The following is a 22,591-nucleotide window of genomic DNA, read 5'->3' as shown; positions in this document are numbered from 1 at the left end:
TCGCATCCCCAGCCCCTATTGCATCTGGACCGGCCTGAAGGCGCCGACGATCTTTGGGCCGACGGCCTCGACCTCGACGCACGCGTCGGGCGATCCGTCCACGCCGAGCAACGGCATCCTGTCGCCGACGCGCAGCCCGAGAAGGGACAGGCCGACCGGCGTGAGAATGGACACCTCGGCGGGCGGCCAGACGCGGTCGTCCGGATGGATCAAGGCTCGCTTTTCCAACGGGCCGTCACCACTGAGCCGATAGGTGACGAACGTGTCGAGCGTGACGATGTCGTCCGGGAGCTCGTCCGGTTCACGCACCGATGCGCGGTGCAACTCCTGCAGCAGGGGCATCGCGAGCGGATGCGCTTGCTCGGCGAGGTTCTCGGCCGTGCGTATCAGGCGGCGATGGTCGGAGCTTGCTATCGTGATCGGGGGCAGGTTCAGGCAAGTGTTCATGGCAATCTCCTTTGCGAATCCACATCGGGCATCCGTTGCAGCATCGGATGTCATGGGATGGTGCAACCGTCTGCGGGCAGAATAGGCAGTCTTGTCGCTCGGTCAGCATGATGCACAGGGCTCTCGAAGCCATGCGCCAACCGGTGCATGCCAGCCTTTGCGTTCATACCGGGACGGTTCGTCTCGGCCATTCATTTGCCGTCGGCAGCACTTCTGCCGGTTACAGCAGCCAGCAGGGCCAAGCGGCCGGCGACGGCCTCATGGCGAACTGTTCGCACGACTTTTCAGTGGCATGCGCGCTTATGCGGGCTGGTACTCCACGACTGCAGGTTCGCGCACCTGCAGCACCGTCAGCCGCTTCGACTCCCCGTTGCGCGTGGTCCAGTCAATCGACTTGCCGACGGGAAGCCCGATCAGGGCGGTTCCGATGGGGGTCAGTACCGAGATGCGTCCCTTCGAGATGTCGGCCTCGTTCGGATAGACAAGGATTACCGTCTGTACCCGACCCGTCACGTCGTCGCGGAAGTCGACCTCGCAGCCCATGCAGACGGTGTCGACAGGGTGGCGGCCCGGTGAAAGGACGTGTGCGCGGTCGAGCTCCTCGGCAAGTTCGGCTGCGACATCGGGCATCGTATTCGCGGCCGCGTTGGCGAAAACCGAGAGCTTCTCGTAGTCGGCGGAGGTCAGGATGATGCGGGGTTTGGCGCCGCTGATTTTCTTGGTCATGGGATGTTTCCTGTTCTGTTGGGCTGTTGGCAGGATTCAGGCTGCCGACGGTCCGGGATCGTTGTCGCCGTCATGAGTTGGCGGGTTCGGGATCTGCTCCGTCGTGGGGCGTCGCCGCGGCCTCAGCCGGACAACCTTCTCGTCCGGCAGCTCCGCGTCTTGCGACGGCGGTTCGTACGAAGGCTGATGCACGGCACGGTCTCCTCTGCTTTCAGCATTCTTTTGGGCGAGTGCCGACCTCAGCACCTGCGCCAGGAATTCTGCTGTGGGACGTTGATGATCGGGGCGTGCTTCGCCCATCCGCAGACTGCCCCGTCGGCCTCCGGCTTGAACGGGTTTGCGCTCCGCCGTGCGGAAAACAAGTTTGAAGAAGTGTTGAAGCATACCGCCGCACCGGATGCGCCAGCACCCGGCCTCACAAGATGTCCGAAGGTGTAAGGATCTTGCGCTCCCCCGAACTCGGGGTGCGGATGCACGTCGAGCTCGGGGCTACTTGCCCGCGATGAGGTTGCCTGCCCGGTGCAGGCCGCGATGGTATTGTGCGAAGCTCAACATAGTGTCCTTAAGCTGGGATACATTGACCCGTTTGTCAAACCGCATGGGCGCGGTGTGGCGGAATGTCCGGTTTCAGGACCTTCGCCAGGCTCACGCCAAACGTCGCTCGTCAGCACGATATAGATGGCTTCCGCGTCCTTCGCCGACCTGAGACGCGATGCGATCTCGCGGTCGCGCAGGCGGCGCACGACGCAGGCCAGGGCCCGCAAATGCGTGGAATCATCGCCGCCAGGGCTCAGCAGCAGGAACACAAGATCGGCAGGGATGTCGTCTGCGGCGCCGAAGTCCTGCGCGGGCCTGAGACGCGCGAAGACGCCGATGGGTTGCTCAAGACCGGAGATTACAGCGTGGGGAACCGCGACGCCGCGGCCGAAGCCAAAGCAAGACGCCTCTCCGCATTCCAGAGCCGCGTCGCGGACGACCTCGTGGTCCAGCGCTGCGCTGTCCGCCGCGATGCCGGTGAGTGCGTCGACGACGTGCCGGACGTCGCGTGTGCTCAGGCGTGAAATCACACGCGCAGGCGTGATCAAGGATACCATCATGGTGAATGCCATCATCAATGTCGACCCGGGTATACGGGCCGCCTCAAGCTTCCGGAGAACAGGGCGAAGACAATCGACCCGGGGCGACGCCTCCGCGCCGCCGCGGGCTTAACCGCCCGTTTGGAGAAGTCCTTTCCGGAACAGCATGCGCCGCATGAGAATGCGTGTGTTCATGGCATTATGGCAACGCTCGCCGGCAAGGTAAGTTCAAGTCCATCGTCTCTGACCGCCTGAGCTTGAACCCGTGCATCCCAAGCCTTATCTAAAGGATGTCATGATTACGCTGTGTCATCCTTCGAGTCTTCGCGCGGGGCGCCTCCAAGCAGACCATTGAACCCCGAAGGCCGACCTGCCCGTCGCGGCGGTCCGCTATTCGGGGTCATGACGATTCCTGAACAATCCTCGGATTCAAGACGCCCCTCCTGGGGCCGGCGCGGCATGCGCCCGTCAGGATCGTCCCTCAGCCTTCTGCATGCCGCGCCGCGCGGAGGAGAAGACATGACCGTGAATCGTCGACACTCGACCGAGCCGCTTTCTCCTTACCTGCAGCCATCGCCAACTGCTGGCCCATCGCCCGTTCCTGACGGCGATGGCCTCATTACGCTGTTGCCGTGGCGTCTGAGGCGGGAAGCGCTTGACCGCTCGTCTGATAACCAACCCCATGACCAGAACCGCAGATCACAGCGTCGGCCCGCAGGCGAGACGCCACTTCCGCTCACCGTCGCGGATGTGATGACGCGCGATGTGATCTCCGTTGCGACGGCCACCCCGGTGAACGAAATCGCCAGTGTGATGACCGGCAGGAGGATCAGCGCCGTGCCCGTCGTGGGTGTCGATGGACGTCTCCTTGGCATTGTCAGCGAGAGCGACCTGATCCGGCGGGCTGAAATTGGAACCCAGCGCCGGCGCTCCTGGTGGCGCAAGGTCTTCGCCGACATCGAGGCGGAAGCCGCCGACTACGTGCGGGCCCACGGTCGGAAGGCGTGGCACGTCATGACACCGCGTGTCGCAACGGCCACGGAAGACATGACCCTTGCGGATGTCTCCGACGTCATGGAGAAGCGGCGGCTCAAGCGACTTCCTGTCGTCCGAGGAAATGTTCTCGTCGGCATCGTCAGCCGCAGCGATCTCGTCAAGGCGGTGGCGCGCCACCGCGCTTCACCGTTCACCGAGCCCCCTGCGGACGACACGATCCTGCGGGACCTGACGGCCCGCGTGAAGACGGTGACGCCCTCTCACCGGCTCGTCCACATCTCGGTGCATCGCGGCAACGCGGACATTGCCGGGCTCGTGGACTCGGCGGCAGAGCGTGAGGCGATCCTCGTCGCAGCCGAGAACACCTTGGGGATCCGGTCGATCCAGGATCGGATGATCCTGCGATCCCGCTCCGTTTCGTGATGCCGGAGGAAAATCCGATGACGCGCCTTCGTGCAATCCTGAAGCACGCCCTCCTGTTCGGTGGTGTGTGCCTGGTGCTCGGAGTCCTCGGGGCAATGACGATCGAGTCTGGAAAGGTTCTCGGCATTTACGGCATTGCGGTCTTGGGCTTTGCCGCATGGGTGTCCTGGGACACGTTCCGGGTGCCCCGCGCGGGGCAAGATGTCCCGAAGTCCAGGAGATCTTTGCCATGAGGATCGCAACCCTTTGCGCCTGCACTCTCTCGTGATGGGCGTTTGGCGGGAAATGTCGTGCCTGCCTCAACCATGCTTGCCCCGCGATGGGCACAACCGATGGAGAAGATGATGAAACAGAACGAAACTCGGACAACCCAGAACGGTCCCGCATTGATCACCAGGCCGATTGAGAGCAGGCCAATGCGCGATGAGGCAATCGACACAACCGCCAACAACCCGGCGGATCTCGACCGAAGGCTCGATCTGGCACTGGAAGAAACCTTCCCCGCCAGCGATCCCGTGTCGATCATGTGTTGTTGACAGCGCGAGCTTCATCCAGCTCGCGCCCGTTGCCTCGCCTTCTCTCGGCCGTAGCACCTGCGGCCGGCGGCCCTTCTTAAGCGGAGCACACCCGGCTTCACCGGACCTTATGCGGGATCACGCGCCACGGCTCTCCAGATAGACCCTGGCCGCTCTGACGGCGGCATCGCACTGGGCCGTTGTGCCGCCGAGGATCGCTTCCGGAGCGGTGCGGCCGATCCAGACGTCGAGCGCGGTCGTGACGACCCAAAGCGGCTCGGCCATGGCCCGGTCGGCCAGCTTCGGCAGGGAGGATGCGGCGCAGGTGCGAACGTCGGCGATGACGGCCTGAGGGGCGCGGACCCGGGCCAGGCGCTCGCTCATCTCCGCCTGGAGCGGATCGACGATCAGCATGCTGACGATGGTCGCCAAAAGGTCTTGAAGCATTCTCACCTCTGTGCCGGCGAACGGATCGAAGGAGATCCGACATCACGCAAATGCCGGCATGGCTCGCGTCAGAGGGGCCCGGATCGGGTCCTCTGAGATGTAAGAACGGCGGGCGACGGTTCAAGGCTCGGCCATTCGCTCTGCCGGGAATGACCCCGAAGATCATGATGGCCCTATAATCCTGACGCGAAGAGGAAATTCCGCTGCGACCAAACGTACTTACGTGATGAGGACGGAAGCCTCAAAGTTGCCTGGATTGCTCCTGTATGACCCAACCCGTGTCGGAAGCGATTTGCGGATCGGATCATCAGCCTTATGAGCAGCCCGCCTCAGTCTCGAAGTGACTTCACCTTTCCCTGGTCTGTGGATCAACAACCGCAACACGGCCTCATCGACAAGCTCGAACATTTCTACAGGCTCTGCCTTCTGCGCTGGCAATTCATCGAGACCTGCAGGCAGGCGGCGCGCCCCGCGCTGGAGCGCACCGGCGCCGTGCTCGACCGGACCGTTCTCGCCACCGCCCTGATCGTTTTACCCAAGGTGTTTGCCCGATGGGATGCGCTGCGCCCCGCTCTGCTCTCGCACACGCGGACGCTTCTGCCTTTCATTCCGATGGCCAGCGCTGAGAACAAGGCGCTGGAGTCGGATCCGGTTTGGGAACTCCTGGCCGAGTTCCAGGCGCTTGTACCGGACCAGCAGGACAAGGCCGCCAAGAACCTCGCTCTCCTGTGGGATCATTTCGAGCACATGTTCGGGGGCTTGAGCGGCTTCCTGGCGGAGCCGCAGGTCGAGCAATCCCTGTATCTCGACAAGCTGATGACGGCCTCGCGGAGGATGAAGGTTGCCCGCGGGTCGGACGTGGCCTTTCATTACGTCACGGTTGAGCTGATGCGGCATTACGTGCATTGCCTGCAGCTCGGACGGTCGGACCAAGCCGCGCTGTCGCTGGCATCCGCGGTCGCGGCCCTGATCAACCGCGGGCGCATGATGACGCCGGCGATTACGGCCGATGTAGCGTCACATCAGACGCAGCATGCGGCGGCCGCGTGAGCTCTAGGGCATCGGACGGTTAACCGGACGAATATCCAGCTGCCTTGAGGTAGTTCCAGCATTCTTGCGGCTCAAACAAATCGCAGATGCCGCCGAGCGCGCGCCACAGCGCGTCGAAGGTACGCGCCTCGGCCTTGCGCAGGTGTGCCTTGATCTTGGCGAAGGCCTGCTCAATTGGATTTAGGTCGGGCGAATAAGCAGGCAGGAACAGGAACCAGGCCCCTCTTTGCTTCAGGCACTGGGCGGCCTTCTCGCTCTTATGGACCGCGAGGTTGTCGAGGATCACCACATCGCCGGATCTCAGCGTCGGAGCAAGCTGCGTCTCGACGTAGATGTCGAACGCAGACCGGGTGATCGGGCCATCGATCACCCAGGGCGCGCTCAGCTCATGGCAGCGCAGGCCTGCGATGAAGGTGTGCGTCTTCCAGTGCCCAAAGGGAGTGCTCGCGCGTAACCGCTCTCCCTGGCGAGAGCGTCCGCGCAGGCGGGTCATCTTGGTGTTGACGTACGTCTCGTCGAGGAACACCAATCGGTGCGGCTCTTGGCGCATGCGCGGCTGGCGCTGGCCTACCCAGACCCGGCGCTCATCCCGCACGTCGGCGCGTACGCACTCCGCCGCCATCAGGTGTTTTTTTATACGTGAAGCCACGCCGGCACAGGAAGCGCGAGAGCATCGCGGGAGCCGCAACGATCCCGTGCTCGTCCAGAAGCCGGGCGGCGAGCTCGGGCATGGTGATGGCCGGCTCGGCCTCGACGGTCTGGATCAGGAAGGCCTCACAAGCCATCAGCTTGCCGCGTCCGGGCGGGCGGCCCTGACGGGCCGGCGCGAGGGAGCCGGAGTGCCGCTGGCGCTGCATCAGCTTGATGGCGCAGCTGTCACTGACCCCGAAGTGGCGGGCCGCCGCCCGGCAGGAATGGCCCGCCTCGACAAAGTCGGCGACCCGCACCCGAAGATCGAGAGAATAGCAGTGACCCATGATCCACCTCCCGGTCCAGAGAGTGAATCATGGATCGCGCCAGCCCAAAACCCCGGGAGTCAGATTTCTCGTCCGATGCTCTAGCGCATCGTGCGGTGTCGGGATGAGTCCACGCAACGAGAATGCCTGAGAGGCAGCGCACCTCTCAGGCATATTCCGGAGTCAATTTCAGGACGTTAGCGGCAGCGGCGCACGCGACGCGTGACGATGTCGCCGTCAGGTTCTTCCTCGCGGATCACAACGGTCCGGCAGCGATCGATGCTCCCGGTCGACAGGTCGTCCCGGTCATAGACACGACGACGTTCGATGTAACGGCGCTCATAGCGGTCATTATCCGGCCCAACGCGAACGTTCGGACCATCGGGGCCGATGCCGAACTGCACTTGAGCAGATGATGGGGTCGAAGCGGCGATAGTCGATCCAAGTAAAGCAGCAGCTAATAGCCAAGTTGATTTCTTCATCAATCCATCTCCACGTCTGTGGCGCATGGAAGTTCAACGCATTACTTTGCTTTACGTTTCATGGAATGAAAATGTCTCTTGGGACCTGCCGCGCAACCTTCCATGCTCAGCGCGGCGCCGCCTCGATGTCGTTCTGCTCGACGACCCGCTCGATCAGCTCCGCCTGGCTCTTGATGCAGTACAGCGGGACGCCTCCTGCCGTCGACGGCAGGAGGCGCAGAACCCGGAAAAGGTCGTTTGGCAGATTATGACTGGTCGATCGGGGCCTCACGACCTCTCCGACTTTGAACACATGCTCCATCATGGCACCCTCCAGGAACCAGGGGACGAAGCCATCATATCAGCCCCGCGCTCCCACCGTGAGGCTTTGTCGGGAAAAAGGGCGGTTCTTGTGGGGCAGCCCCGGCGATCAGATCGGACCTCTCGGGATGTCGTGCCAGTAATCCCGCATCTCCTGCTCACGCTTGCGATCGGGCCAGACCTGATCGTCGCCATAGAACGATGGTGCGCCCTGGACCTGGGCTGCCGTCACATCGGTGCGATATCCCTCGAGCTCCTTGTCGTAGGACAGCTTGTCCCACGGGATCGTATGATGATGAACCCCGATCCCCAGGAATCCGCCGAAGGTCACGTCGACATAAAGAACCCGTCCGCTCACCTTCTCGATCAGCAGGCGCTTGATGGTGCCGATCTGGGTCTCCTCCGAGCCGTAGACAGCCGTGCCTTCCACCCGGTCGCTTTCGATGACCGGATGCCACGCTGCCGTCTGATTGATCGGACCCCAGAGATAATAGCCGTTTTCGATGAGTCCGGCTGCCACGACGGCGCGGCTGACATTGAGCGTCCACTCGTCATCAGGGCCGACCTGCCGGCTGAGAACCCAAGGTCCATGTTCGGCCGGCAGCATTTCTCCCGTTGCACTCTCCGTGAAGCCGCGAAGAGCGGGGGTCGTCGTGGACTGGAACACATAATACGTTCTCATGGGCGCCTCCCATCCGACAGGATCGACCGCTCCGCACCCCTTCCCTCATGGCCGCATTCGTCACGCATGAGGTGATTTAAGTTTCAACCTCAAGGTCTTGAGCGCGGTTCCTCACATCTGCGAAAATCGAGGCGCGACGCTGCCTTGCCCGGCCCGCTTTGCAGCGTTGGAGTGCAGGTCTTTCGGTGATAGGCTCTCCTCAGGAAGCGCTTCGGAACTCAAGGAAGGAACAAGTGGTCGCAGACTTGGCAATATCCTTGCTCGTCGTTCTGGCCGGCGCCGTCGGGATGCTTCTGATGCTTCTCACATGGTTCGGCGGCAGAACCATCACGCCTGAGATCGAGGACGATCTGGACCCCATTCTGGGGGCACGGGACCCTATGGCCATCTACGAATCCCATGGCCCGTTCATCCCCATGCCCAGCCATCTGAAAACCAGCGATCAGATGATCGACTGGATGACTAAGGAACTTCCCAAGCTCACGGCGGAAATCGCGAACCCTCGGACGTAGAGCGTCGTTCCTCGGGAAGCCGGGACCACGTTTCAACGGCGTGACCCTGCGGGTCGCTGAAGCCAACCTCTGGATTGCGCATGATGCACCAGCAGGCGGCGCGGCCCGACATCAGAGGATGGGGATCAGTCTCAGTCGCAGCGTCGGACCCGCCGCGTGACGGTACGGCCCCACTCGTTCTCTTCCTGAATGGTGATGTTGCGGCAGCGGCTCTCGTAGCGGCGCTCTTCACGCAGAGCGTCGCGGCGGCCAGCCTCGTAGGCGCGGGCACGATCGTCCTGCCGACGCTCGCGGCGCTCGCGGCGCTCGTAGCGCTCCTGCTCGGGATCACGCACGCCGACCTGCGGGCGACCATCGGGTCCGATGCCGAATTGGATTTGGGGCTGGGCCAGAGCGGGCGAGGCAACGAAGAGACCTGACCCGATTGCAGCGACGGCAAGGAAAACGATTTTTCGCATCTGAAAAGTCCTGTTCAACAATCGCAGTCCAACGCCCGCTCACAAATGTGGTTCCAATCCGCAGCCGCCGTCAGTGAATTGCTCAATGAAAGACGATGAAAGTGATAGCGTTTCAGGGAAACATCAAGGCCGAGGTCAATACACTCGCGGCATAAGCCATTGCAATCAGAAGCGGCGCAAGCATCGCGGCTGAGGCAAGCAGGAATACTGACAAGCTGAGGCTGCGCATGATGTGGCTCCTTCAATCGTGAAGCTTGCAGCCTACCCGGAACCTGGGCCGCAACATGGCACAACCTTGGCCAAACATAAGATGCTCTGCAAAGATGAAGCTCTTATATAGCCTTACGGAGCGACGATGAGCATGCTCCGATCTTACCGATCACAAGCATCCGACAGCGGGGCATCGGCTCTGTCGCGCGGTGTTGGCCGCGTCGCGATGTAGAGGGCAACACTGCCCATGATGGCTGCGAGAATGACGGGCAGGATTCGGCTTTCCGTGAGCCACAGGATCAAGACATACGACAGGGCGAGTGCGACCAGTGCATAGATTTTCGCGTGCCGCGGAATGGCCCTTTGGTCGCGCCACACGGTCAGCAGCGGACCGAATTGGGGATGGCCGTACAGCTTCTCGGCAAGAGCCGGATTCGACCGGGCGAAGCACCAGGCTGCCAGAAGCACGAAAGGTGTCGTGGGCAGGACAGGCAGGAAAATGCCAACGATGCCGAGCGCGAGGCTTGCATAACCCAGGCAGAGATAAAGTCGACGCATCATCCGGCTTCTCGCATGGACGGATCCGGAATGAGCATAACGCTCCAGTCTCTCATTCCGTGCCTTTCACGTTTCCTGCGCCAACATCGTCTCGACGCTTGCAGCGATCTCCAAAAGCCGCCGGTCGTGACCATTTCGCGCCACGAGCATGAGGCCGACGGGCCGTTCGGTGTCTCGAATCGGCAGGGAGATGCCAGTGAGATCGAACTGGTTGCCAAACATGGTGTTTCGCAGGATCAGACCGTCGGTTTTGTTGTAGAGCTTGTCGTCGGCTTCGAGAGGGGCGGTCAGGGGCGCTGCGATGGCGGTGGTCGGCAGCACCAGAACGTCGAGAGACGACAAACGCTTGTCCATGGCTGCGACAAGCGCCTGTCGGCGGCGCAGCATGCGGATATAGACCGGCGCCGGTACGGTGCCGCTGCGCGCGATCCACCAGCGTACGCGCGGATCCATTTCCGCCGCCTTCGTGTCCAGCCAATCCGCATGAACCTCGGATGCCTCGATGGACGCGATCGAGGCTGTGATGGTGGTGTCCGCCATGGCCTCGAGCAGATCCTCGATGCCGTGATCGAGGATCCTGGCACCTGCTTTCGACAGGAGCGTCAGCGAAGCCTCGAAGGCCTGCTCCACCATCGGCTCGGTTTGCGAGAACAGACGTCCGCGTGGAACGCCGATGCGCAGGCCCGCCAAGGGGTGCGGATTCAACACGCGCGGCTCTTCGCCCGCCATGACCGCATCAGTGAAGGCGCAGTCCTGCACGGAGCGAGCCAGCGGCCCGATGGAATCGAGGCTGGGCGCGAGCGGAAACGCGCCGTCCAGCGGCACGCGATGCGCGGTCGGCTTGAAGCCGACGACGCCATTGAGCGCGGCCGGAATGCGTACGGAACCGCCGGTATCGCTGCCGATGGCGATCTCGCTCGTGCCTTCCGCCACGGAGACGCCGGCTCCCGAGGACGAACCACCCGGAATTCGCAACGGATCGGCGGCGTTTCCCGGCGTGCCGTAGTGGGGATTGAGGCCGAGGCCCGAGAAGGCGAACTCCACCATGTTGGTCTTGCCGATAATGACGGCACCCGCCTGGCGCAGACGACGGACGACGATAGCGTCCCGGTCGGCAGGAGGTGCATCGCGCAGGGCGATCGAGCCCGCAAGCGTGGTCTCGCCCGCCACATCGAAGAGGTCCTTGATCGAGACGATTGCGCCGTCGAGCGGACCGAACGAAAGGCCCGCGCGATGTCGCGCGTCGGATGCATCGGCGGCGATGCGCGCCGCGTCCTCATAGACGCGCAGGAACACCCGCTCGTCGGCCGCGCGCCCGGCAAGGCGCGCCAGAATGGTTTCGAGCTTGTCTCTGATCGTCGTCATGAGGGCACCGGATGAGAGGACATTGGTTTAGAGCGTCAGCCGGGAATGACACCAGTGCATTCCCTCCGCCGTCATGGCCGGGCCTGTCCCGGCCATCCCGATTGTTCGAAGCGCCGCGCTTAACCGATCGAGATCACCGGCACAAGGCTGGTGGTGACGGGGCGCGTTATCCTCGAGCTCATAGGCTCCTAAAGCTGACGTCCTCTTCCCTCAACGGGAACGACACGGCGTGTAACATGCGGTTCCTCATCACGACGCATAACGCTCGCGGACTTCATCCACGTCGTTCTGATCGGATGCCATGGTGGAAATCGGGAAGGTGATGACGCAGCGGATACCCGTCGGTGCGAAATCGAGCTTGATCTCGCCTCCCAATTGCTGTGCGAGGCCGCGCTGAATCAGCTTCGTTCCGAAGCCCTGACGCTCGGGCTTCTTCACGGGCGGGCCGCCGCTCTCGACCCATTCCACGAGAAGCGCAGGCTGGCCTGCAGCTGCGGTGACGGCCCACATGACATGCACCTTGCCGTCCGGAACCGACAGGGAGCCATACTTGACGGCGTTCGTCGCCAGTTCATGGACGGCAAGGCCCAGGGCGAGGACGGCACCCGGATGCAGGTTGATCCGAGGGCCCCGCAGGCGGATGCGCTGCCGCATGCCATCCTGATAGAGCTCCAATTCGTTCTTCAGCACGTCTTCCAGAAGCGCGCCCTGCCATTGGGTGGCCGTGAGAAGGTCATGGGTTTTGGCCATCCCATGCAGCCGGTCCATGAACGCGTTCCAGGCGGCCGGATCGCTGCTCTCGGCTGAACGCCTGGTCAGGGACGCTATCGATTGAACGGTCGCCAGCGTGTTCTTGACCCGATGATTGAGCTCGTGAAGCAGAAGCGCCTGCCGCTCTTCGGCGAGGCGGCGCTCGGTGATGTCCTGAGACACACCGACCATGGAAACCTGTCCGTCGGGTCCGCTTTTCATGCGGCCGCTCATCCGTATCCAGCGCTCGCTCCCATCGGGCCAGATCGCGCGATGTTCCACGTGCAGATCCGAGCGGGTTGCGAGGGCATGCGCGACGGCTTCCGCCTGCATGCTGCGGTCGTCGGGATGAATCGACCCGACCAGATCCGCATAGGAAAACGGCTCGTCCGGTCCGCGGCCGAAATTCGCCCTGCAGAGCGGGGATGTGGTGAGCGCCCCCGTGGCGGGGACGAACTCCCAGGAGCCGAGATGCCCGGCATTGAGCGCCAGGCGCAGGCGCGCCTCGCTCTCGGCCATATGGGCGAGAACCACTTCCCGCTCGCGCTGGTGCTGTCGGATGCCGGCTGCAGCCTCTACGAGCGCCTTCTTGATCGTGTCGAATTCCAGAACCCGCGTCGTCGCCGGATCGGCAACCTCGTCTCCACGCCCGAGGGCCCGGGCTGCAGCCACGAGCTGATCGACCGGCTTGGCGATGGAACGGGAGAGCAGAACCGCCAGGAGAATGCCGCCGAGAATGACGGCTCCGAGGATCGTGAGCCAGAACAGGGGGCGCTGAGCCGATTTGGCCAGTTCCGTTTCCGGTATGCTGAGAACGAAGGACCAGCCATAGGCCGGGGACTGGCTGAAATAGGTGCGGACCGGAATTCCGTCCAGGGTCACGCTCTGGAGATGTCCTTCCTGCGCGGCCGCAAGGGCGTCCTGAACATTGGGGCTTGCGGGCCGCCCCACGTATCGCTCCGGCGATCGGGAGCGGGCCACGATCTTTCTGCTGCGATCGAGCACCGCGGCATTCCAGTCGCCGGCGATCCGTTGATCCCGAATGATCTCCTGGAAGACATCCGGCGTGATCGCCAGCGACAGGATGTAGGCAACCTTTTCATTGAGAATGACCGGGGCATCGATGGTGACCAGACGCTGCCCCGTCAACGAGCCCGCAAAGAGGTCGGATACATGCGGCTTGCGGGTTTCCTGAATGCGCCGCAGCACATCCGGGCGATTGCTGTTCGGCAGGATCACGCCGTAAGGCACGAGGGTGTTGAAGAGAACGCGACCACCGGGTTCGAAAAGAGCGATCCAGGAGGGTTCGGCGAGCCCGGTGTTCTTCGCACGGTGATAAAACTCTTCGAAATCTCCTTTGGCAAGGCTGGACGACTGCGCCAGAACCTGCAGCGCCACCACAGATTTCTCGATTTCACGATCGAGCGAGAGGCTCAGCGCACGGGCCGTCTCCTGCATGCGCAGATCCGTGGCCTGCCGCTCGGCCCGGTAGCTTGAATAGAGCCCTGCAGCAGCCACGAGAATGGTCGGCAGGGCGAGAACGAAAACCAGCCCCCACAGCACCTGCCGTAACGACGTGCGGGCCCCTTCAGGAAGATGCCTGTTCGGTTGTCGGGTTCTGTCTGCCGCCTCGGGTTCCCGGTCGGCCATGCTAGCTGTCCTGAACCGGAATCAGGACGCGCACGAGCGTGGACGGATCCTCGCGCGGCCACTCCACATCAGCATCGAGCTGGCGCGCCAGGGCTTTCAGGATGGTGCCGGAGGCGCCTTTCCGCGCTGCCTCCTTTTCCTCCAGGCTGAAGGCATCATCCGAGAGTTGGAAGAGCAGGGTCCCGTCCCTGACGTGGAGCACGAGCTTCAGCTGTCCATGACGCTCCTTGTAGGCATGCGTGAGCGCGTTGACGACGATCTCGTTGAACAGGAGTGCCATGGGGGCCGCCTTCGCGGCTTCGATCTCCACGTTCTCGACTTCGAATTCCGGCGTGATCCTCACGCCCGAAAGAGACGAGGTCAGCTCCTGGCATAATCCTTTGGCGAAACTCGAAGCATCGAACCGTGTCGACCCCTGCCTGTCATAGAGGTCGCGATGGGCGGCGCCGAGGGCCTGCATGCGCTCCTTCATGCGACCGAGCGCCTGGCGCACATGCTCGTCCTCGGCCTGACGGAACTCAATGCCGACCAGGGAGAGCAGCAGCTGGAGATTGTTCTTCACCCGATGATCGAGCTCATGCAGAAGCGCCGTGCGCTCGTCGAGCATCTGCTGCAGCGCTTCCTGTGCCCGTTTTCTCTCGCCACGCTCGCGGGCTTCCGCCAGGGCGCGCAGGATCGTGGCTGGCAGGCGGTCGAGCTTGTCCTTCAGCACATAATCCGTCGCCCCGCGCTTCAGGGCCTCGACGGCAACCTCTTCGCCAAGGGCGCCCGAAACGAAGACGAAAGGCGTGGCCCGGGAGATCTCCCGGGCGATCTCGAGGGCATTCAGGCCATCGAAGGCAGGCAGGAGGTAATCGGCGAGAATGAGGTCCCAGCTTTCGTCCCGAACCGCCCTGGTGAACTCGTCGGCGGATACCACGCGCTCGATCGAGACGGAAAGATCGGCGTCGATCAAGGCTTCCGTCACCAATTCAGCATCGAGAGCGCTGTCCTCCAGGAGGAGGATGCGCAGCACCCGATCGGACTGGATGACGGACGGCCGATCCATCGACGCTCCTAAGCTCCATCGCGCCGCGGCGGCGGCTCGTTGAGGATGGCCCAGAACACGCCGAGGTCCTGGATCGCATCGAAGAATTCCCGGAAGCCGACGGGCTTCACCACGAAGGCGTTCACCCCGAGCTCGTAGCTGCGCACGAGATCGCTTTCCTCCCGTGAGGAGGTGAGCATGACGACCGGCGTCTGCCGCAGGTGTGGATCGGCCTTGACCGTCTCCAGCACCTCGAGCCCGTCGACCTTCGGCAGCTTGAGATCGAGCAGCACGACGGCCGGGTCGCTGGTGTTGCGGCTCTCATGCGCGCCGCGGCGATAGAGGAAATCGAGCGCCTCCGCGCCGTCGCGCACCACGACGACCTCGTTGGCGAGCTGGCTCTGCTCCAGGGCCGCCATGGTCAGTTCGAGATCCTTCGGATTGTCCTCAACCAGGAGGATCGGTTTCAACTCCGGCATTCACGCCGCTCCTTCATCATGATCCGGCAGGGCGATGGAGAAGGTCGCTCCCTTGTCGAGCTCACCTTCGGCCCAGGCCCGGCCTCCGTGCCGTTCAACGATACGCCGAACATTGGCCAGCCCGATTCCCGTTCCCTCGAATTCTTCCATCCGGTGGAGACGCTGGAAAACGCCGAACAGCTTGTCGATGTACCTCATATCGAACCCGACGCCGTTGTCGCGTACGGAATAGATCGTCTCCCCATCCTTGCGGGTGGAGCCGATCTCGATGCGCGCTTTCTCCCGGGTGCGGGTGTACTTTACCGCATTGTCGAGCAGATTCTCAAATACCAACCGGATCAGCACCGGATCCGCATTCACAGGGGCCAAGTCCCCGACGATCCACTGGATCCGGCGGCCACCATGCTCCACGGCCAGCTTCTGCCTGATCTCGTTGACGAGGGCGGCGACGTCCACCGGCCGGGGCTTCAGGGCCGTGCGGCCCATATGCGAGAAGCGCAGCAGGTTGTCGACGAGGGTGCCGGCCGTGTAGGCGGCCTCGATGATCGTGTCGACGTAGCGCTTGCCCTTCTCGGACAATTCGCTCGATTCCTGCTTCTTCAGGAGCTCGGAATAGCCGACGATGTGCCGGAACGGGGCCCGCAGGTCGTGGGACACCGAATAGGAGAACGCCTCCAGTTCCTTGTTGCTGCGGCGCAGCTCCTCCGAGAGCGATGCCAGCTCCTCGGCCCGGCGCAGGACGATTCCCACGATGGCGTTGCGCAGCTCCTTGACCGCCTCGACCTCGCTCCGGTCCCAGGACAGGGAGCGGTTTCGCACGGTCTCCTTCCAGGTCTCGAACGAGCGCCTGGGATGGAGCCTCAGGCTTCCCGCCTCCTCCTGAACGGGCTTTTGCGGATTGCCGCCCCATTTGACGGTCTGCACGACCTCGGGACGGAACCAGAGCACGTAGCTCGCATGCACCTTCGAGACCGAGATGGAAAGAAGGCCGCTCGCCCGGTCGGCATAGGCTCTCGCCGCGGGATAGACGTCCGCCAGGTTGTCGGTGGCGAAGACATCCTCCTGATGGGATTGCGAGATCCAATCGACCAGCGCCCTGACCTGATCCTTGTTGGGGGCTTGCCCCATGCACCAGCAATGGTCCTGCGTCAGGACGGCCGCCCCTTGCGCGCCCGCCAGCATCATCAGATCGTCCGCATGATTCACCAGCCCTGCGATGAAATGCTCCTCCGCCGCCATGTGGGCGAGAAGCCGCGTCTGCACGGCGCCGAGGCGCACCCGGTTCTCGGCCAGTGTCGTGTTCTCCCGCGCCTCCAGCTGCAGCGCGAAGATCTGCGTCAGGAAATCGCAGGCGTTGCGCACCTGGAGCGAGACCCGCTTCGGCTCCTTGTTGTGGCAGGAGATCAGGCCCCACAGACTGCCGTCGCGCAGGATCGAGATCGACATGGAGGCGAGCGTCCCCATGTTGCGCATGTATTCGAGATGCACCGGCGAGACGCTGCGCAGAACCGAGTCGCTGAGATCCAGAGGCGCGGGATCGCGCGACTGGATCGGAACGGGCGTGTAATTGGCATCGGGAATGATACGCAGCCGATTGCGCCGGTAGAGCTCTCGCGCCTGGGCCGGAATGTCGGAAGCCGGGAAGCGTAGGTCGAGATAGGACGGCAGAACCTCGTTGCGATCCTCGGCGATGACGGTGCCGTTCCACGCGTCGTCGAACCGGTAGATCAGGACCCGGTCGAAGCCGGTCATGCGGCGAATGTCCTGCGCGGCCAGATGGCACAGGACTTCGACGGTGGGCGCTCCCTGCAGCTGGCCCACGAAGCGGCGCAAGGTGGGATAGAGCGAATCGATGCTGGAGACCGCACCCTGCGGCGGCTCCTCCAGTTCCAGAATCGCGCAATCGCCCGAGCGGGAGATCGCCGTCTCGAAGAATCGTTCCTCCTGCGCCGTCCTGACCTGGATGGTCCGGACGAAGCGGGTGCTCCCCGCCGATGGCGGATCATCCAGCTGCGCGGCGAATGCTGCGCTCAAGGCCGGCAGCACCTCTTCGAAGGGACGGCCGAGAACATCCTCCGGATCGAGGCCGAAGACTTCGGCGATGTTGGCGCTGGCATAGGCGATCGTCCTGTCGGACAGCCTGATCGCCACGAGAATTCCGTGCGGCTGGACGCTGCCCGGAATGTGGATCGGCTCCCGGTCGCAGGCGGTCAGATCGATGTCTTGCGGCGATTGCAGGGTCATGGGGTCTCGCACAGCCAATGATGCATCACAGTGAAGGTATCTTGCGCGGCCCCGACGATGAGATCGTCCGCCTCCGGCGACGAGGCTTTCAGGAGCACCGCGCCGAACGACTTCCACATCGCGGCAATATCACGTCCATAGCTGCGGAAATAGGCGCAGCCCGTTTCCGCCGTCAGGCCAAGTCGGTTCTCCACCTCGCGCGCGATGATGGCGCCACCGAGCGTCGAGCCCTCGACCACGTACATGCTCCCCAGCACCGCTTCAGGCGCCGGCAAGGGCATGAGAGGCCGGCATTGTGGCAAACGGATGATGTCGTCAGACTTTAGTCCTAGGGCCTCGAGATCCCTGGCGAGAAGCTGCGTCTTGCAGCGGCTCTGAAAAAATTTCCGGTCGGCAATCCTGCCGGCGGCCTCGCTCTCCCAGGCCGTGTGAAAGCCGTAGAAGCGGATCAGCAGATCCCTGTAAGCGTCGCGCGATGCGATTCGGCGGTCGAGATCGATGGCGGCCTCGATCCGGTCATGCGCCGGGCGGGTTTCGATTTTCAGTCGTTCGAGAAGCGTCATGAGATCTCGTCCACAGGGCGGCCCAGCCTTCGGGTGGCCATTCGTTCGGCCATTCCCAATCCGTCGTGGATCAGAACGGCGAGCAGAGCAACCACCAGCCCCCCCTGCAGCACGAAAGCGACGTTGTTGGATTGAAGGCCCGCGATGATGACCTCGCCCAATCCCTTGGCCGCAACCGTCGAACCGATGGTGGCGGTGCCGAGGCTGATGATCACCGAAAGACGGATGCCGGCCAGGATAACCGGCAGAGCGAGCGGCAGTTCCACCTGCAGCAGGCGCTGACGGGGGTTCATGCCCATGCCCTTGGCCGCCTCCAGGGTCTGGGGGGATACTTCCATAAGGCCGGTGAGCGTGTTCTCGAAGATCGGCAGAAGGCCATAGAGGAAAAGCGCGATGAAGGTCGGCTTTTCCCCGAAGCCCACGAGCGGCACCGCAATCGCCAGAACCGCGATGGGCGGGAAGGTCTGGCCGATATTCACGAGGCTGCGCGACAGCGGCAGGAATTCCTGGCCCGAAGGCCGCGTGACGAAGATGCCGAGCCCCACGGCCAGGATCGTGCTGGCCAGCGTCGCCAGAAACACGATGCGCAGATGCGACAGGGTCAGGGCGAGCAGGCTGCCCTGGTTGTAGATCGCCGGAGCGTCGTTCGTGGTCAGTGGCTTGAACGCGAAGGCGAAAAGCTGCGGCGCCGTGACGAAGAGCACCAGCAGGAGCAGCGCCGCTCCGCGCAAGGCGAACGACCGCCCGCTCATGCGAGGGACCGCCCGTGTTCCATGATGCCCTTCACGCTGACCCGCCCGACGAGAGCACCGGCGGAATCCGCGACCGGCATCACGTCCCGTCCCGTCCAGATCAGCCGCGAGAGGGCATCCCGCAAGGAGTCGGTGACGAGGATGGGTTCCCCTTCCGCGCCTCCCGGCTCGAGGGCCTCCTGCACGCACCTCAGGGACAGGAGGCGGAAGGGCCTTTCCGCCGTTCCCACGAGCTGCTCGACGAATGCCTCCGCCGGTCGCGTCAGCAGTTCCGCGGGTGTCGCGTATTGCAGGAGCCGCGCCCGATCCATGACGGCGATCCTGTCGCCCAGTTGGAACGCCTCGTTCATGTCATGCGTGACGAGAAGGATGGTGGTGCCGAGACGGCGCTGGATCGCGAGCAGGTCGTCCTGCGCCTTGCTGCGGATGACCGGATCGAGCGCCCCGAAAGGTTCGTCCATCAGGAGATGTGCGGGCTTTGCCGCCAGCGCGCGCGCGACGCCCACGCGCTGCTGCTGGCCGCCGGACAGTTCGTGCGGGAATTTCCGGGCGAATTCCGCCGGATCGAGCTGGAACAGGTCGAGCAGCTCCTCGACGCGGTCCGCGATCCGCCGTTTGTCCCAGCCGAGAAGGCGCGGCACCGTGGCGATGTTCTCGGCGACATTGCGATGGGGAAACAGCCCATAGCCCTGGATCACATAACCGATCCGGTGCCGCAGCTGATCCTCCGGGATCGACATGGTGTCTTCGCCGTCGATGAGCACGCGGCCCGCGCTCGGCTCGATCAGGCGGTTGATCATCCGGAGCAGGGTCGACTTGCCCGCGCCCGACGTTCCGACGACGACGGCAATCGTTCCGTCGTCGACCCGGAGGGACACGTCCTCGACGACGGTGGTCGCGCCATAGCGCTTGGTGAGATGGTCGATCTCGATCATCTAGGAGCCCCGCCTGCTGAGATCGATGATCGCGTCGAGGATGATGGCGGCGGCAAACGACAGGACCACCGTCGGAATGGCGCCCAGGAGCACGAGATCGATGGCCGTCTGGCCGATTCCCTGAAAGACGAAGGTGCCGAAGCCCCCTCCCCCGATCAGCGCCGCCACCGTGGCCAGCCCGAGGTTCTGGACCAGCACGATGCGGATGCCGGCGAGGATGACGGGAAGCGCCAGGGGCAGCTCGACCTGCCACAGGCGTTGGCGCGCCGACAATCCCATGCCGCGCGCCGCATCGGTGACAGTGGCCGGCACCTGGTTCAATCCGGTGACCGTGTTGGCGACCACCGGCAGCAGGGAATAGAGAAAGAGCGCGATGAAGGCCGGTGCGGCCCCGATGCCGCGAATTCCCAAGGCCGCAGCCAGAGGCACGTGCGTGGCCAGGTACCCGAGCGGCGCGATCAGAATGCCGAAGAGCGCGATGCTCGGAACCGTCTGGACGATGTTCAGCACCTGAAGGAGCGCCGTTCTCAAACGACGGATGCGGTGCCCGAGAATGCCGAGAGGCAGCCCGACGAGACAGGCGGCGACCATCGAGCCGAATGCGAGCCACAGATGCTGACGCGCCTCGCGCCAGAAGGTGTCCTGCCGGTTCGCATATTCCTTGAGCAGGGAGAGATCGTCCCAGGCGCCGGAGGAGAGCAGAAGCGCAATCGCGCCCGCCGCCACGGCTATGGCGGCGAGCCGCGCCCACGGTCCCAGGCGCAGGCGCGTCAGCGCATCGGCGGCAAGGAGCGCGAAGGACAGAACGAGAAGCCAGAAGCCGAGAGACGGCGAGACGCGCGCAAAGGTGTTGCCGGCCGGCGTCACGAATCCGGCCGACCATCCGACCGCCGGAAAGATCACGCACAGGCCGACGGAAGCGGCCGCGAGGCGAATCAGGGGCGCGCGGGCGAGCGCCGCACACAACGCCACGCCGAGCGCCACGATCGTCACACCGATGGCGCCCGAAGGAGGCAGCGCATCGACCAGCATCCGTCCTTCGCCGGCCACGATGCGGTTGGCGCGGAAGATGACGAAGGGTGAGGCGAACAGCGCGACGCCGATCAGAATGGCGATCACGGTCCCGAGCCGATCGAGGGATATGGATGGACGCAACGAAGGCATGTCGGGCGCAGTGGTTCGGGAGGATATCGTGTTCACAAAGCTTCCGGCCCTTATCGCGCCGCCTGCGTCCTGAGAGTGCATCCCATCAATCTCTCCCTCATCATGCCTCGTCATCACCGGCCCTGTGCCGGTGATCCCGGTTGCATGAGGCGCCGAGCCTTTCATGATCGGGATGGCCGGCGCAAGGCCGGCCATGACGGGAAAGTCTCAATGACGAAACAGACTCTTTGGAGCAGCGTAGCTGCGTCTCGAGGGCATTTCGAGACGCCCTCGTCCTCCGAAATCAGACCCTCAGATCATTTCAGGAATCCTTTGGACTTCAAGTACTCGGTTGCCACGGCCTTCGCCGGCTCGCCGCCGACCTGGACACGGGCGTTCAGCCCTTGGAGCGTGGCGAGGTCGAGGGATGCGAAGACGGGCTTTAGGATCTCGGCGATCTTCGGGTTCTCCTTCAGAACGGATTCGCGGATGATCGGCGCCGGGGCATAGACGGGCTGCACGCCCTTGTTGTCCTCCAGCACCACGAGGCCCGACGGGGCAATGCCGCCATCGGTGCCATAGACCATGGCGGCATTGGCGCCGTTGGTCTGCTCGGCCGCCGCCTTGATGGTGGCCGCCGTATCGCCGCCGGAGAGCACGATGAGCTGTTCCGGCTTCATCTTGAAGTCATAGGTCTTCTGGAAGGCCGGCAGGGCCGCGTCCGAGTTCACGAATTCGGCGGAGGCCGCCAGCACCACCTTGCCGCCCTTGGTGACCCATTGGCCGAAATCGGCCAGCGTCTTCAGCTTGTTGGAATCGGCCACGTCCTTGCGCAGCGCGATGGCCCAGGTGTTGTTGGCCGGCGATGGATCGAGCCAGACGATCTTGTTGGCATCGTAATCGAGCTTCTTGGCCATCTCGAAGCCCTTGGCCGCATCCTTCCAGACCGGATCGTCTGCCTTGTTGAAGAAGAAGCCCGCATTGCCGGTATATTCCGGATAGATGTCGATCTCGCCCGCCGTGATGGCCTTGCGGACCACCGGCGTCGCCCCGAGCTGGATCCGGTCCTGGGTCTTGATGCCGTTGGCATCGAGCGTCAGCAGGATGATGTTGCCGAGAACCGAGCCTTCCGTGTCGATCTTCGATGAGACGACCACATCGGCCTTGGCGGCGCCCGCCGCTGCCAACGCCAGGGCGGCAGCGAAGGTGAGCGACTTGAGGACGGACTTCATGCGAACCCCCTTGAGGAACCTTGCCCTGCTGTTTCTAGGACAGTCGGGCGGTTTAGGCAGGGGGATCCGCAAGAAGAATCGACGGGAAGATAAAAACTTCGTGTGACGGTAAAAGATCCTGACGGAGTTCCGAGCCCGGGATGCCCGCGCAACAAGCGCCCGACTGTTCCCTCTCTATGCTGGGAGGGATTGAGGCTCGGGCGGAAGGCCGGAGCAGGTGCTTGATGAGGTTCGGCAACGCTCCCCGCCACGTCATCACCGGTCTTGTGCCAGTGATCCCGACCGGAAAAGCGCCGCGCTTCACGAAATCGAAATGGCCGGGACGAGCCCGGCCATGACGGAAAGGTCTCACACGATCACTCCCTCCCGTGAGGAGAGGGAGCGACGGCGCTTGCCCTCTCAGGCGCTCAAGGTCGTCGGAGGCTCCTGGGCGATGGTGAAGCGAACCTGGGCCTGGGGACGGTGGTCCTCCGACAGGGTGCGCCAGGTGCGCTCGGCCTCCATGCGGCTCTCGAAGGGCCCGACCACCCGCTCGGTGCCGTGGACGATGGTTTCGCAGTTGCAGGAGGTGTACTCGCCGCCGACCACCCAGAAACGTGACTGATGCATTGTC

General features: G+C 63.6%; 27 protein-coding genes. 5 read left to right on the top strand and 22 right to left on the bottom strand.

Annotation, left to right across the window (positions count from 1 at the left end):
* Window positions 1-15: 15 nt before the first annotated feature.
* The 4 genes from KHP60_RS12910 to KHP60_RS12895 form a co-directional block, all read right to left on the bottom strand.
* Window positions 16-447: a GreA/GreB family elongation factor gene (locus tag KHP60_RS12910; protein WP_213564668.1), complete on the bottom strand. Its 432-nt coding sequence runs from the start codon at window positions 445-447 to the stop codon at window positions 16-18.
* Window positions 448-747: 300 nt separating this feature from the next.
* A complete protein-coding gene (rnk, locus tag KHP60_RS12905) occupies window positions 748-1,173 on the bottom strand; it encodes a nucleoside diphosphate kinase regulator (RefSeq protein WP_213564666.1) in 426 nt (141 codons plus the stop codon).
* 36 nt (window positions 1,174-1,209) lie between these two features.
* A complete protein-coding gene (locus tag KHP60_RS12900; RefSeq protein ID WP_213564665.1) occupies window positions 1,210-1,365 on the bottom strand; it encodes a hypothetical protein in 156 nt (51 codons plus the stop codon).
* A gap of 356 nt (window positions 1,366-1,721) precedes the next feature.
* A complete protein-coding gene (locus KHP60_RS12895) occupies window positions 1,722-2,258 on the bottom strand; it encodes a PTS sugar transporter subunit IIA (protein ID WP_213564664.1) in 537 nt (178 codons plus the stop codon).
* Window positions 2,259-3,002: 744 nt separating this feature from the next.
* Between KHP60_RS12895 and KHP60_RS12890 the strand changes: the two genes are divergently transcribed.
* The 3 genes from KHP60_RS12890 to KHP60_RS12880 all read left to right on the top strand — a co-directional run bounded on the left by KHP60_RS12890 (window position 3,003) and on the right by KHP60_RS12880 (window position 4,204).
* On the top strand, window positions 3,003-3,668 hold the full coding sequence (locus KHP60_RS12890) for a CBS domain-containing protein (RefSeq protein ID WP_249688735.1): 666 nt from the start codon (window positions 3,003-3,005) through the stop codon (window positions 3,666-3,668).
* 17 nt (window positions 3,669-3,685) lie between these two features.
* Window positions 3,686-3,901 (top strand): hypothetical protein, encoded by a 216-nt coding sequence (locus tag KHP60_RS12885; protein ID WP_213564662.1) that lies wholly within the window; start codon window positions 3,686-3,688, stop codon window positions 3,899-3,901.
* A 111-nt stretch (window positions 3,902-4,012) separates the two neighbouring features.
* Entirely contained in the window at window positions 4,013-4,204 is a 192-nt protein-coding gene (locus KHP60_RS12880) for a hypothetical protein (protein ID WP_213564661.1), read from the top strand.
* Between the two features lie 117 nt (window positions 4,205-4,321).
* Here KHP60_RS12880 and KHP60_RS12875 read toward each other — a convergent pair whose 3' ends face one another.
* Complete coding sequence (locus KHP60_RS12875; RefSeq protein WP_213564660.1) at window positions 4,322-4,630, bottom strand: hypothetical protein; 309 nt, start codon at window positions 4,628-4,630, stop codon at window positions 4,322-4,324.
* Between the two features lie 315 nt (window positions 4,631-4,945).
* Between KHP60_RS12875 and KHP60_RS12870 the strand changes: the two genes are divergently transcribed.
* Complete coding sequence (locus KHP60_RS12870; protein WP_213564658.1) at window positions 4,946-5,680, top strand: hypothetical protein; 735 nt, start codon at window positions 4,946-4,948, stop codon at window positions 5,678-5,680.
* Window positions 5,681-5,699: 19 nt separating this feature from the next.
* Here the strand turns inward: KHP60_RS12870 and KHP60_RS12865 are convergent.
* The 4 genes from KHP60_RS12865 to KHP60_RS12850 all read right to left on the bottom strand — a co-directional run bounded on the left by KHP60_RS12865 (window position 5,700) and on the right by KHP60_RS12850 (window position 8,100).
* Window positions 5,700-6,657 (bottom strand): IS630 family transposase gene (locus KHP60_RS12865; protein ID WP_249688734.1). Its coding sequence is split into 2 segments (ribosomal slippage): window positions 5,700-6,305 and window positions 6,307-6,657, totalling 957 coding nucleotides; the frame shifts between segments, so codons are not numbered across the junction.
* 176 nt (window positions 6,658-6,833) lie between these two features.
* Window positions 6,834-7,118 carry a hypothetical protein gene (locus tag KHP60_RS12860; RefSeq protein ID WP_213564656.1) on the bottom strand — a complete coding sequence of 95 codons (285 nt, stop codon included), beginning with the start codon at window positions 7,116-7,118 and terminating at the stop codon, window positions 6,834-6,836.
* A 106-nt stretch (window positions 7,119-7,224) separates the two neighbouring features.
* Window positions 7,225-7,422 (bottom strand): hypothetical protein, encoded by a 198-nt coding sequence (locus KHP60_RS12855; protein WP_213564655.1) that lies wholly within the window; start codon window positions 7,420-7,422, stop codon window positions 7,225-7,227.
* A gap of 105 nt (window positions 7,423-7,527) precedes the next feature.
* Window positions 7,528-8,100, bottom strand: a complete 573-nt coding sequence (locus KHP60_RS12850; protein ID WP_213564652.1) for a PRC-barrel domain-containing protein — start codon at window positions 8,098-8,100, stop codon at window positions 7,528-7,530.
* 245 nt (window positions 8,101-8,345) lie between these two features.
* Here KHP60_RS12850 and KHP60_RS12845 point away from each other — a divergent pair, with 245 nt between their 5' ends.
* Window positions 8,346-8,612 carry a hypothetical protein gene (locus tag KHP60_RS12845; protein WP_213564651.1) on the top strand — a complete coding sequence of 89 codons (267 nt, stop codon included), beginning with the start codon at window positions 8,346-8,348 and terminating at the stop codon, window positions 8,610-8,612.
* Window positions 8,613-8,743: 131 nt separating this feature from the next.
* Here KHP60_RS12845 and KHP60_RS12840 read toward each other — a convergent pair whose 3' ends face one another.
* The 13 genes from KHP60_RS12840 to KHP60_RS12780 all read right to left on the bottom strand — a co-directional run bounded on the left by KHP60_RS12840 (window position 8,744) and on the right by KHP60_RS12780 (window position 22,587).
* Window positions 8,744-9,070, bottom strand: a complete 327-nt coding sequence (locus KHP60_RS12840; RefSeq protein WP_213564650.1) for a hypothetical protein — start codon at window positions 9,068-9,070, stop codon at window positions 8,744-8,746.
* A 372-nt stretch (window positions 9,071-9,442) separates the two neighbouring features.
* The gene (locus KHP60_RS12835) at window positions 9,443-9,838 is read right to left on the bottom strand and encodes a YbaN family protein (protein WP_213564707.1); all 396 of its coding nucleotides are present in this window, start codon (window positions 9,836-9,838) and stop codon (window positions 9,443-9,445) included.
* A gap of 66 nt (window positions 9,839-9,904) precedes the next feature.
* Window positions 9,905-11,203 (bottom strand): amidase, encoded by a 1,299-nt coding sequence (locus KHP60_RS12830; RefSeq protein WP_213564648.1) that lies wholly within the window; start codon window positions 11,201-11,203, stop codon window positions 9,905-9,907.
* Between the two features lie 249 nt (window positions 11,204-11,452).
* Complete coding sequence (locus KHP60_RS12825) at window positions 11,453-13,603, bottom strand: sensor histidine kinase (protein ID WP_213564646.1); 2,151 nt, start codon at window positions 13,601-13,603, stop codon at window positions 11,453-11,455.
* Between the two features lies 1 nt (window position 13,604).
* Window positions 13,605-14,651, bottom strand: a complete 1,047-nt coding sequence (locus tag KHP60_RS12820) for a sensor histidine kinase (protein ID WP_213564644.1) — start codon at window positions 14,649-14,651, stop codon at window positions 13,605-13,607.
* 8 nt (window positions 14,652-14,659) lie between these two features.
* Complete coding sequence (locus KHP60_RS12815; RefSeq protein WP_213564642.1) at window positions 14,660-15,109, bottom strand: response regulator; 450 nt, start codon at window positions 15,107-15,109, stop codon at window positions 14,660-14,662.
* The gene (locus KHP60_RS12810) at window positions 15,110-17,353 is read right to left on the bottom strand and encodes an ATP-binding protein (protein WP_213564640.1); all 2,244 of its coding nucleotides are present in this window, start codon (window positions 17,351-17,353) and stop codon (window positions 15,110-15,112) included.
* Window positions 17,350-17,916 carry a biliverdin-producing heme oxygenase gene (locus KHP60_RS12805; protein WP_213564638.1) on the bottom strand — a complete coding sequence of 189 codons (567 nt, stop codon included), beginning with the start codon at window positions 17,914-17,916 and terminating at the stop codon, window positions 17,350-17,352. Before KHP60_RS12805 ends, KHP60_RS12810 begins: the two co-directional genes overlap by 4 nt.
* Entirely contained in the window at window positions 17,913-18,668 is a 756-nt protein-coding gene (locus tag KHP60_RS12800; RefSeq protein ID WP_213564636.1) for an ABC transporter permease, read from the bottom strand. The genes KHP60_RS12805 and KHP60_RS12800 overlap by 4 nt, the downstream gene beginning before the upstream one ends.
* Window positions 18,665-19,603, bottom strand: coding sequence for an ABC transporter ATP-binding protein (locus KHP60_RS12795; RefSeq protein ID WP_213564634.1), 939 nt, complete (start codon window positions 19,601-19,603; stop codon window positions 18,665-18,667). Before KHP60_RS12795 ends, KHP60_RS12800 begins: the two co-directional genes overlap by 4 nt.
* Window positions 19,604-20,767, bottom strand: coding sequence for an ABC transporter permease (locus tag KHP60_RS12790; protein ID WP_249688733.1), 1,164 nt, complete (start codon window positions 20,765-20,767; stop codon window positions 19,604-19,606).
* 296 nt (window positions 20,768-21,063) lie between these two features.
* The gene (locus KHP60_RS12785) at window positions 21,064-21,978 is read right to left on the bottom strand and encodes an ABC transporter substrate-binding protein (RefSeq protein WP_213564632.1); all 915 of its coding nucleotides are present in this window, start codon (window positions 21,976-21,978) and stop codon (window positions 21,064-21,066) included.
* Between the two features lie 399 nt (window positions 21,979-22,377).
* Window positions 22,378-22,587 (bottom strand): hypothetical protein, encoded by a 210-nt coding sequence (locus tag KHP60_RS12780; RefSeq protein WP_213564631.1) that lies wholly within the window; start codon window positions 22,585-22,587, stop codon window positions 22,378-22,380.
* Window positions 22,588-22,591: the final 4 nt, after the last annotated feature.

Source organism: Microvirga sp. 3-52 (assembly GCF_018383585.1).
Lineage (GTDB): Bacteria > Pseudomonadota > Alphaproteobacteria > Rhizobiales > Beijerinckiaceae > Microvirga.
This window is presented reverse-complemented; position numbering and strand designations above follow the sequence as displayed.

Bases quoted from the DNA above. Each gene is read 5' to 3' on its own strand.
- KHP60_RS12870 (WP_213564658.1), top strand. From the start codon at position 4,946: ATGAGCAGCCCGCCTCAGTCTCGAAGTGACTTCACCTTTCCCTGGTCT.
- KHP60_RS12800 (WP_213564636.1), bottom strand. From the start codon at position 18,668: ATGAGCGGGCGGTCGTTCGCCTTGCGCGGAGCGGCGCTGCTCCTGCTG.
- KHP60_RS12825 (WP_213564646.1), bottom strand. From the start codon at position 13,603: ATGGCCGACCGGGAACCCGAGGCGGCAGACAGAACCCGACAACCGAAC.
- KHP60_RS12805 (WP_213564638.1), bottom strand. From the start codon at position 17,916: ATGACGCTTCTCGAACGACTGAAAATCGAAACCCGCCCGGCGCATGAC.
- KHP60_RS12910 (WP_213564668.1), bottom strand. From the start codon at position 447: ATGAACACTTGCCTGAACCTGCCCCCGATCACGATAGCAAGCTCCGAC.
- rnk (WP_213564666.1), bottom strand. From the start codon at position 1,173: ATGACCAAGAAAATCAGCGGCGCCAAACCCCGCATCATCCTGACCTCC.
- KHP60_RS12790 (WP_249688733.1), bottom strand. From the start codon at position 20,767: ATGCCTTCGTTGCGTCCATCCATATCCCTCGATCGGCTCGGGACCGTG.
- KHP60_RS12875 (WP_213564660.1), bottom strand. From the start codon at position 4,630: ATGCTTCAAGACCTTTTGGCGACCATCGTCAGCATGCTGATCGTCGAT.
- KHP60_RS12840 (WP_213564650.1), bottom strand. From the start codon at position 9,070: ATGCGAAAAATCGTTTTCCTTGCCGTCGCTGCAATCGGGTCAGGTCTC.
- KHP60_RS12785 (WP_213564632.1), bottom strand. From the start codon at position 21,978: ATGAAGTCCGTCCTCAAGTCGCTCACCTTCGCTGCCGCCCTGGCGTTG.
- KHP60_RS12835 (WP_213564707.1), bottom strand. From the start codon at position 9,838: ATGCGTCGACTTTATCTCTGCCTGGGTTATGCAAGCCTCGCGCTCGGC.
- KHP60_RS12855 (WP_213564655.1), bottom strand. From the start codon at position 7,422: ATGATGGAGCATGTGTTCAAAGTCGGAGAGGTCGTGAGGCCCCGATCG.
- KHP60_RS12860 (WP_213564656.1), bottom strand. From the start codon at position 7,118: ATGAAGAAATCAACTTGGCTATTAGCTGCTGCTTTACTTGGATCGACT.
- KHP60_RS12890 (WP_249688735.1), top strand. From the start codon at position 3,003: ATGACGCGCGATGTGATCTCCGTTGCGACGGCCACCCCGGTGAACGAA.
- KHP60_RS12880 (WP_213564661.1), top strand. From the start codon at position 4,013: ATGAAACAGAACGAAACTCGGACAACCCAGAACGGTCCCGCATTGATC.
- KHP60_RS12830 (WP_213564648.1), bottom strand. From the start codon at position 11,203: ATGACGACGATCAGAGACAAGCTCGAAACCATTCTGGCGCGCCTTGCC.
- KHP60_RS12780 (WP_213564631.1), bottom strand. From the start codon at position 22,587: ATGCATCAGTCACGTTTCTGGGTGGTCGGCGGCGAGTACACCTCCTGC.
- KHP60_RS12885 (WP_213564662.1), top strand. From the start codon at position 3,686: ATGACGCGCCTTCGTGCAATCCTGAAGCACGCCCTCCTGTTCGGTGGT.
- KHP60_RS12795 (WP_213564634.1), bottom strand. From the start codon at position 19,603: ATGATCGAGATCGACCATCTCACCAAGCGCTATGGCGCGACCACCGTC.
- KHP60_RS12850 (WP_213564652.1), bottom strand. From the start codon at position 8,100: ATGAGAACGTATTATGTGTTCCAGTCCACGACGACCCCCGCTCTTCGC.
- KHP60_RS12820 (WP_213564644.1), bottom strand. From the start codon at position 14,651: ATGGATCGGCCGTCCGTCATCCAGTCCGATCGGGTGCTGCGCATCCTC.
- KHP60_RS12810 (WP_213564640.1), bottom strand. From the start codon at position 17,353: ATGACCCTGCAATCGCCGCAAGACATCGATCTGACCGCCTGCGACCGG.
- KHP60_RS12815 (WP_213564642.1), bottom strand. From the start codon at position 15,109: ATGCCGGAGTTGAAACCGATCCTCCTGGTTGAGGACAATCCGAAGGAT.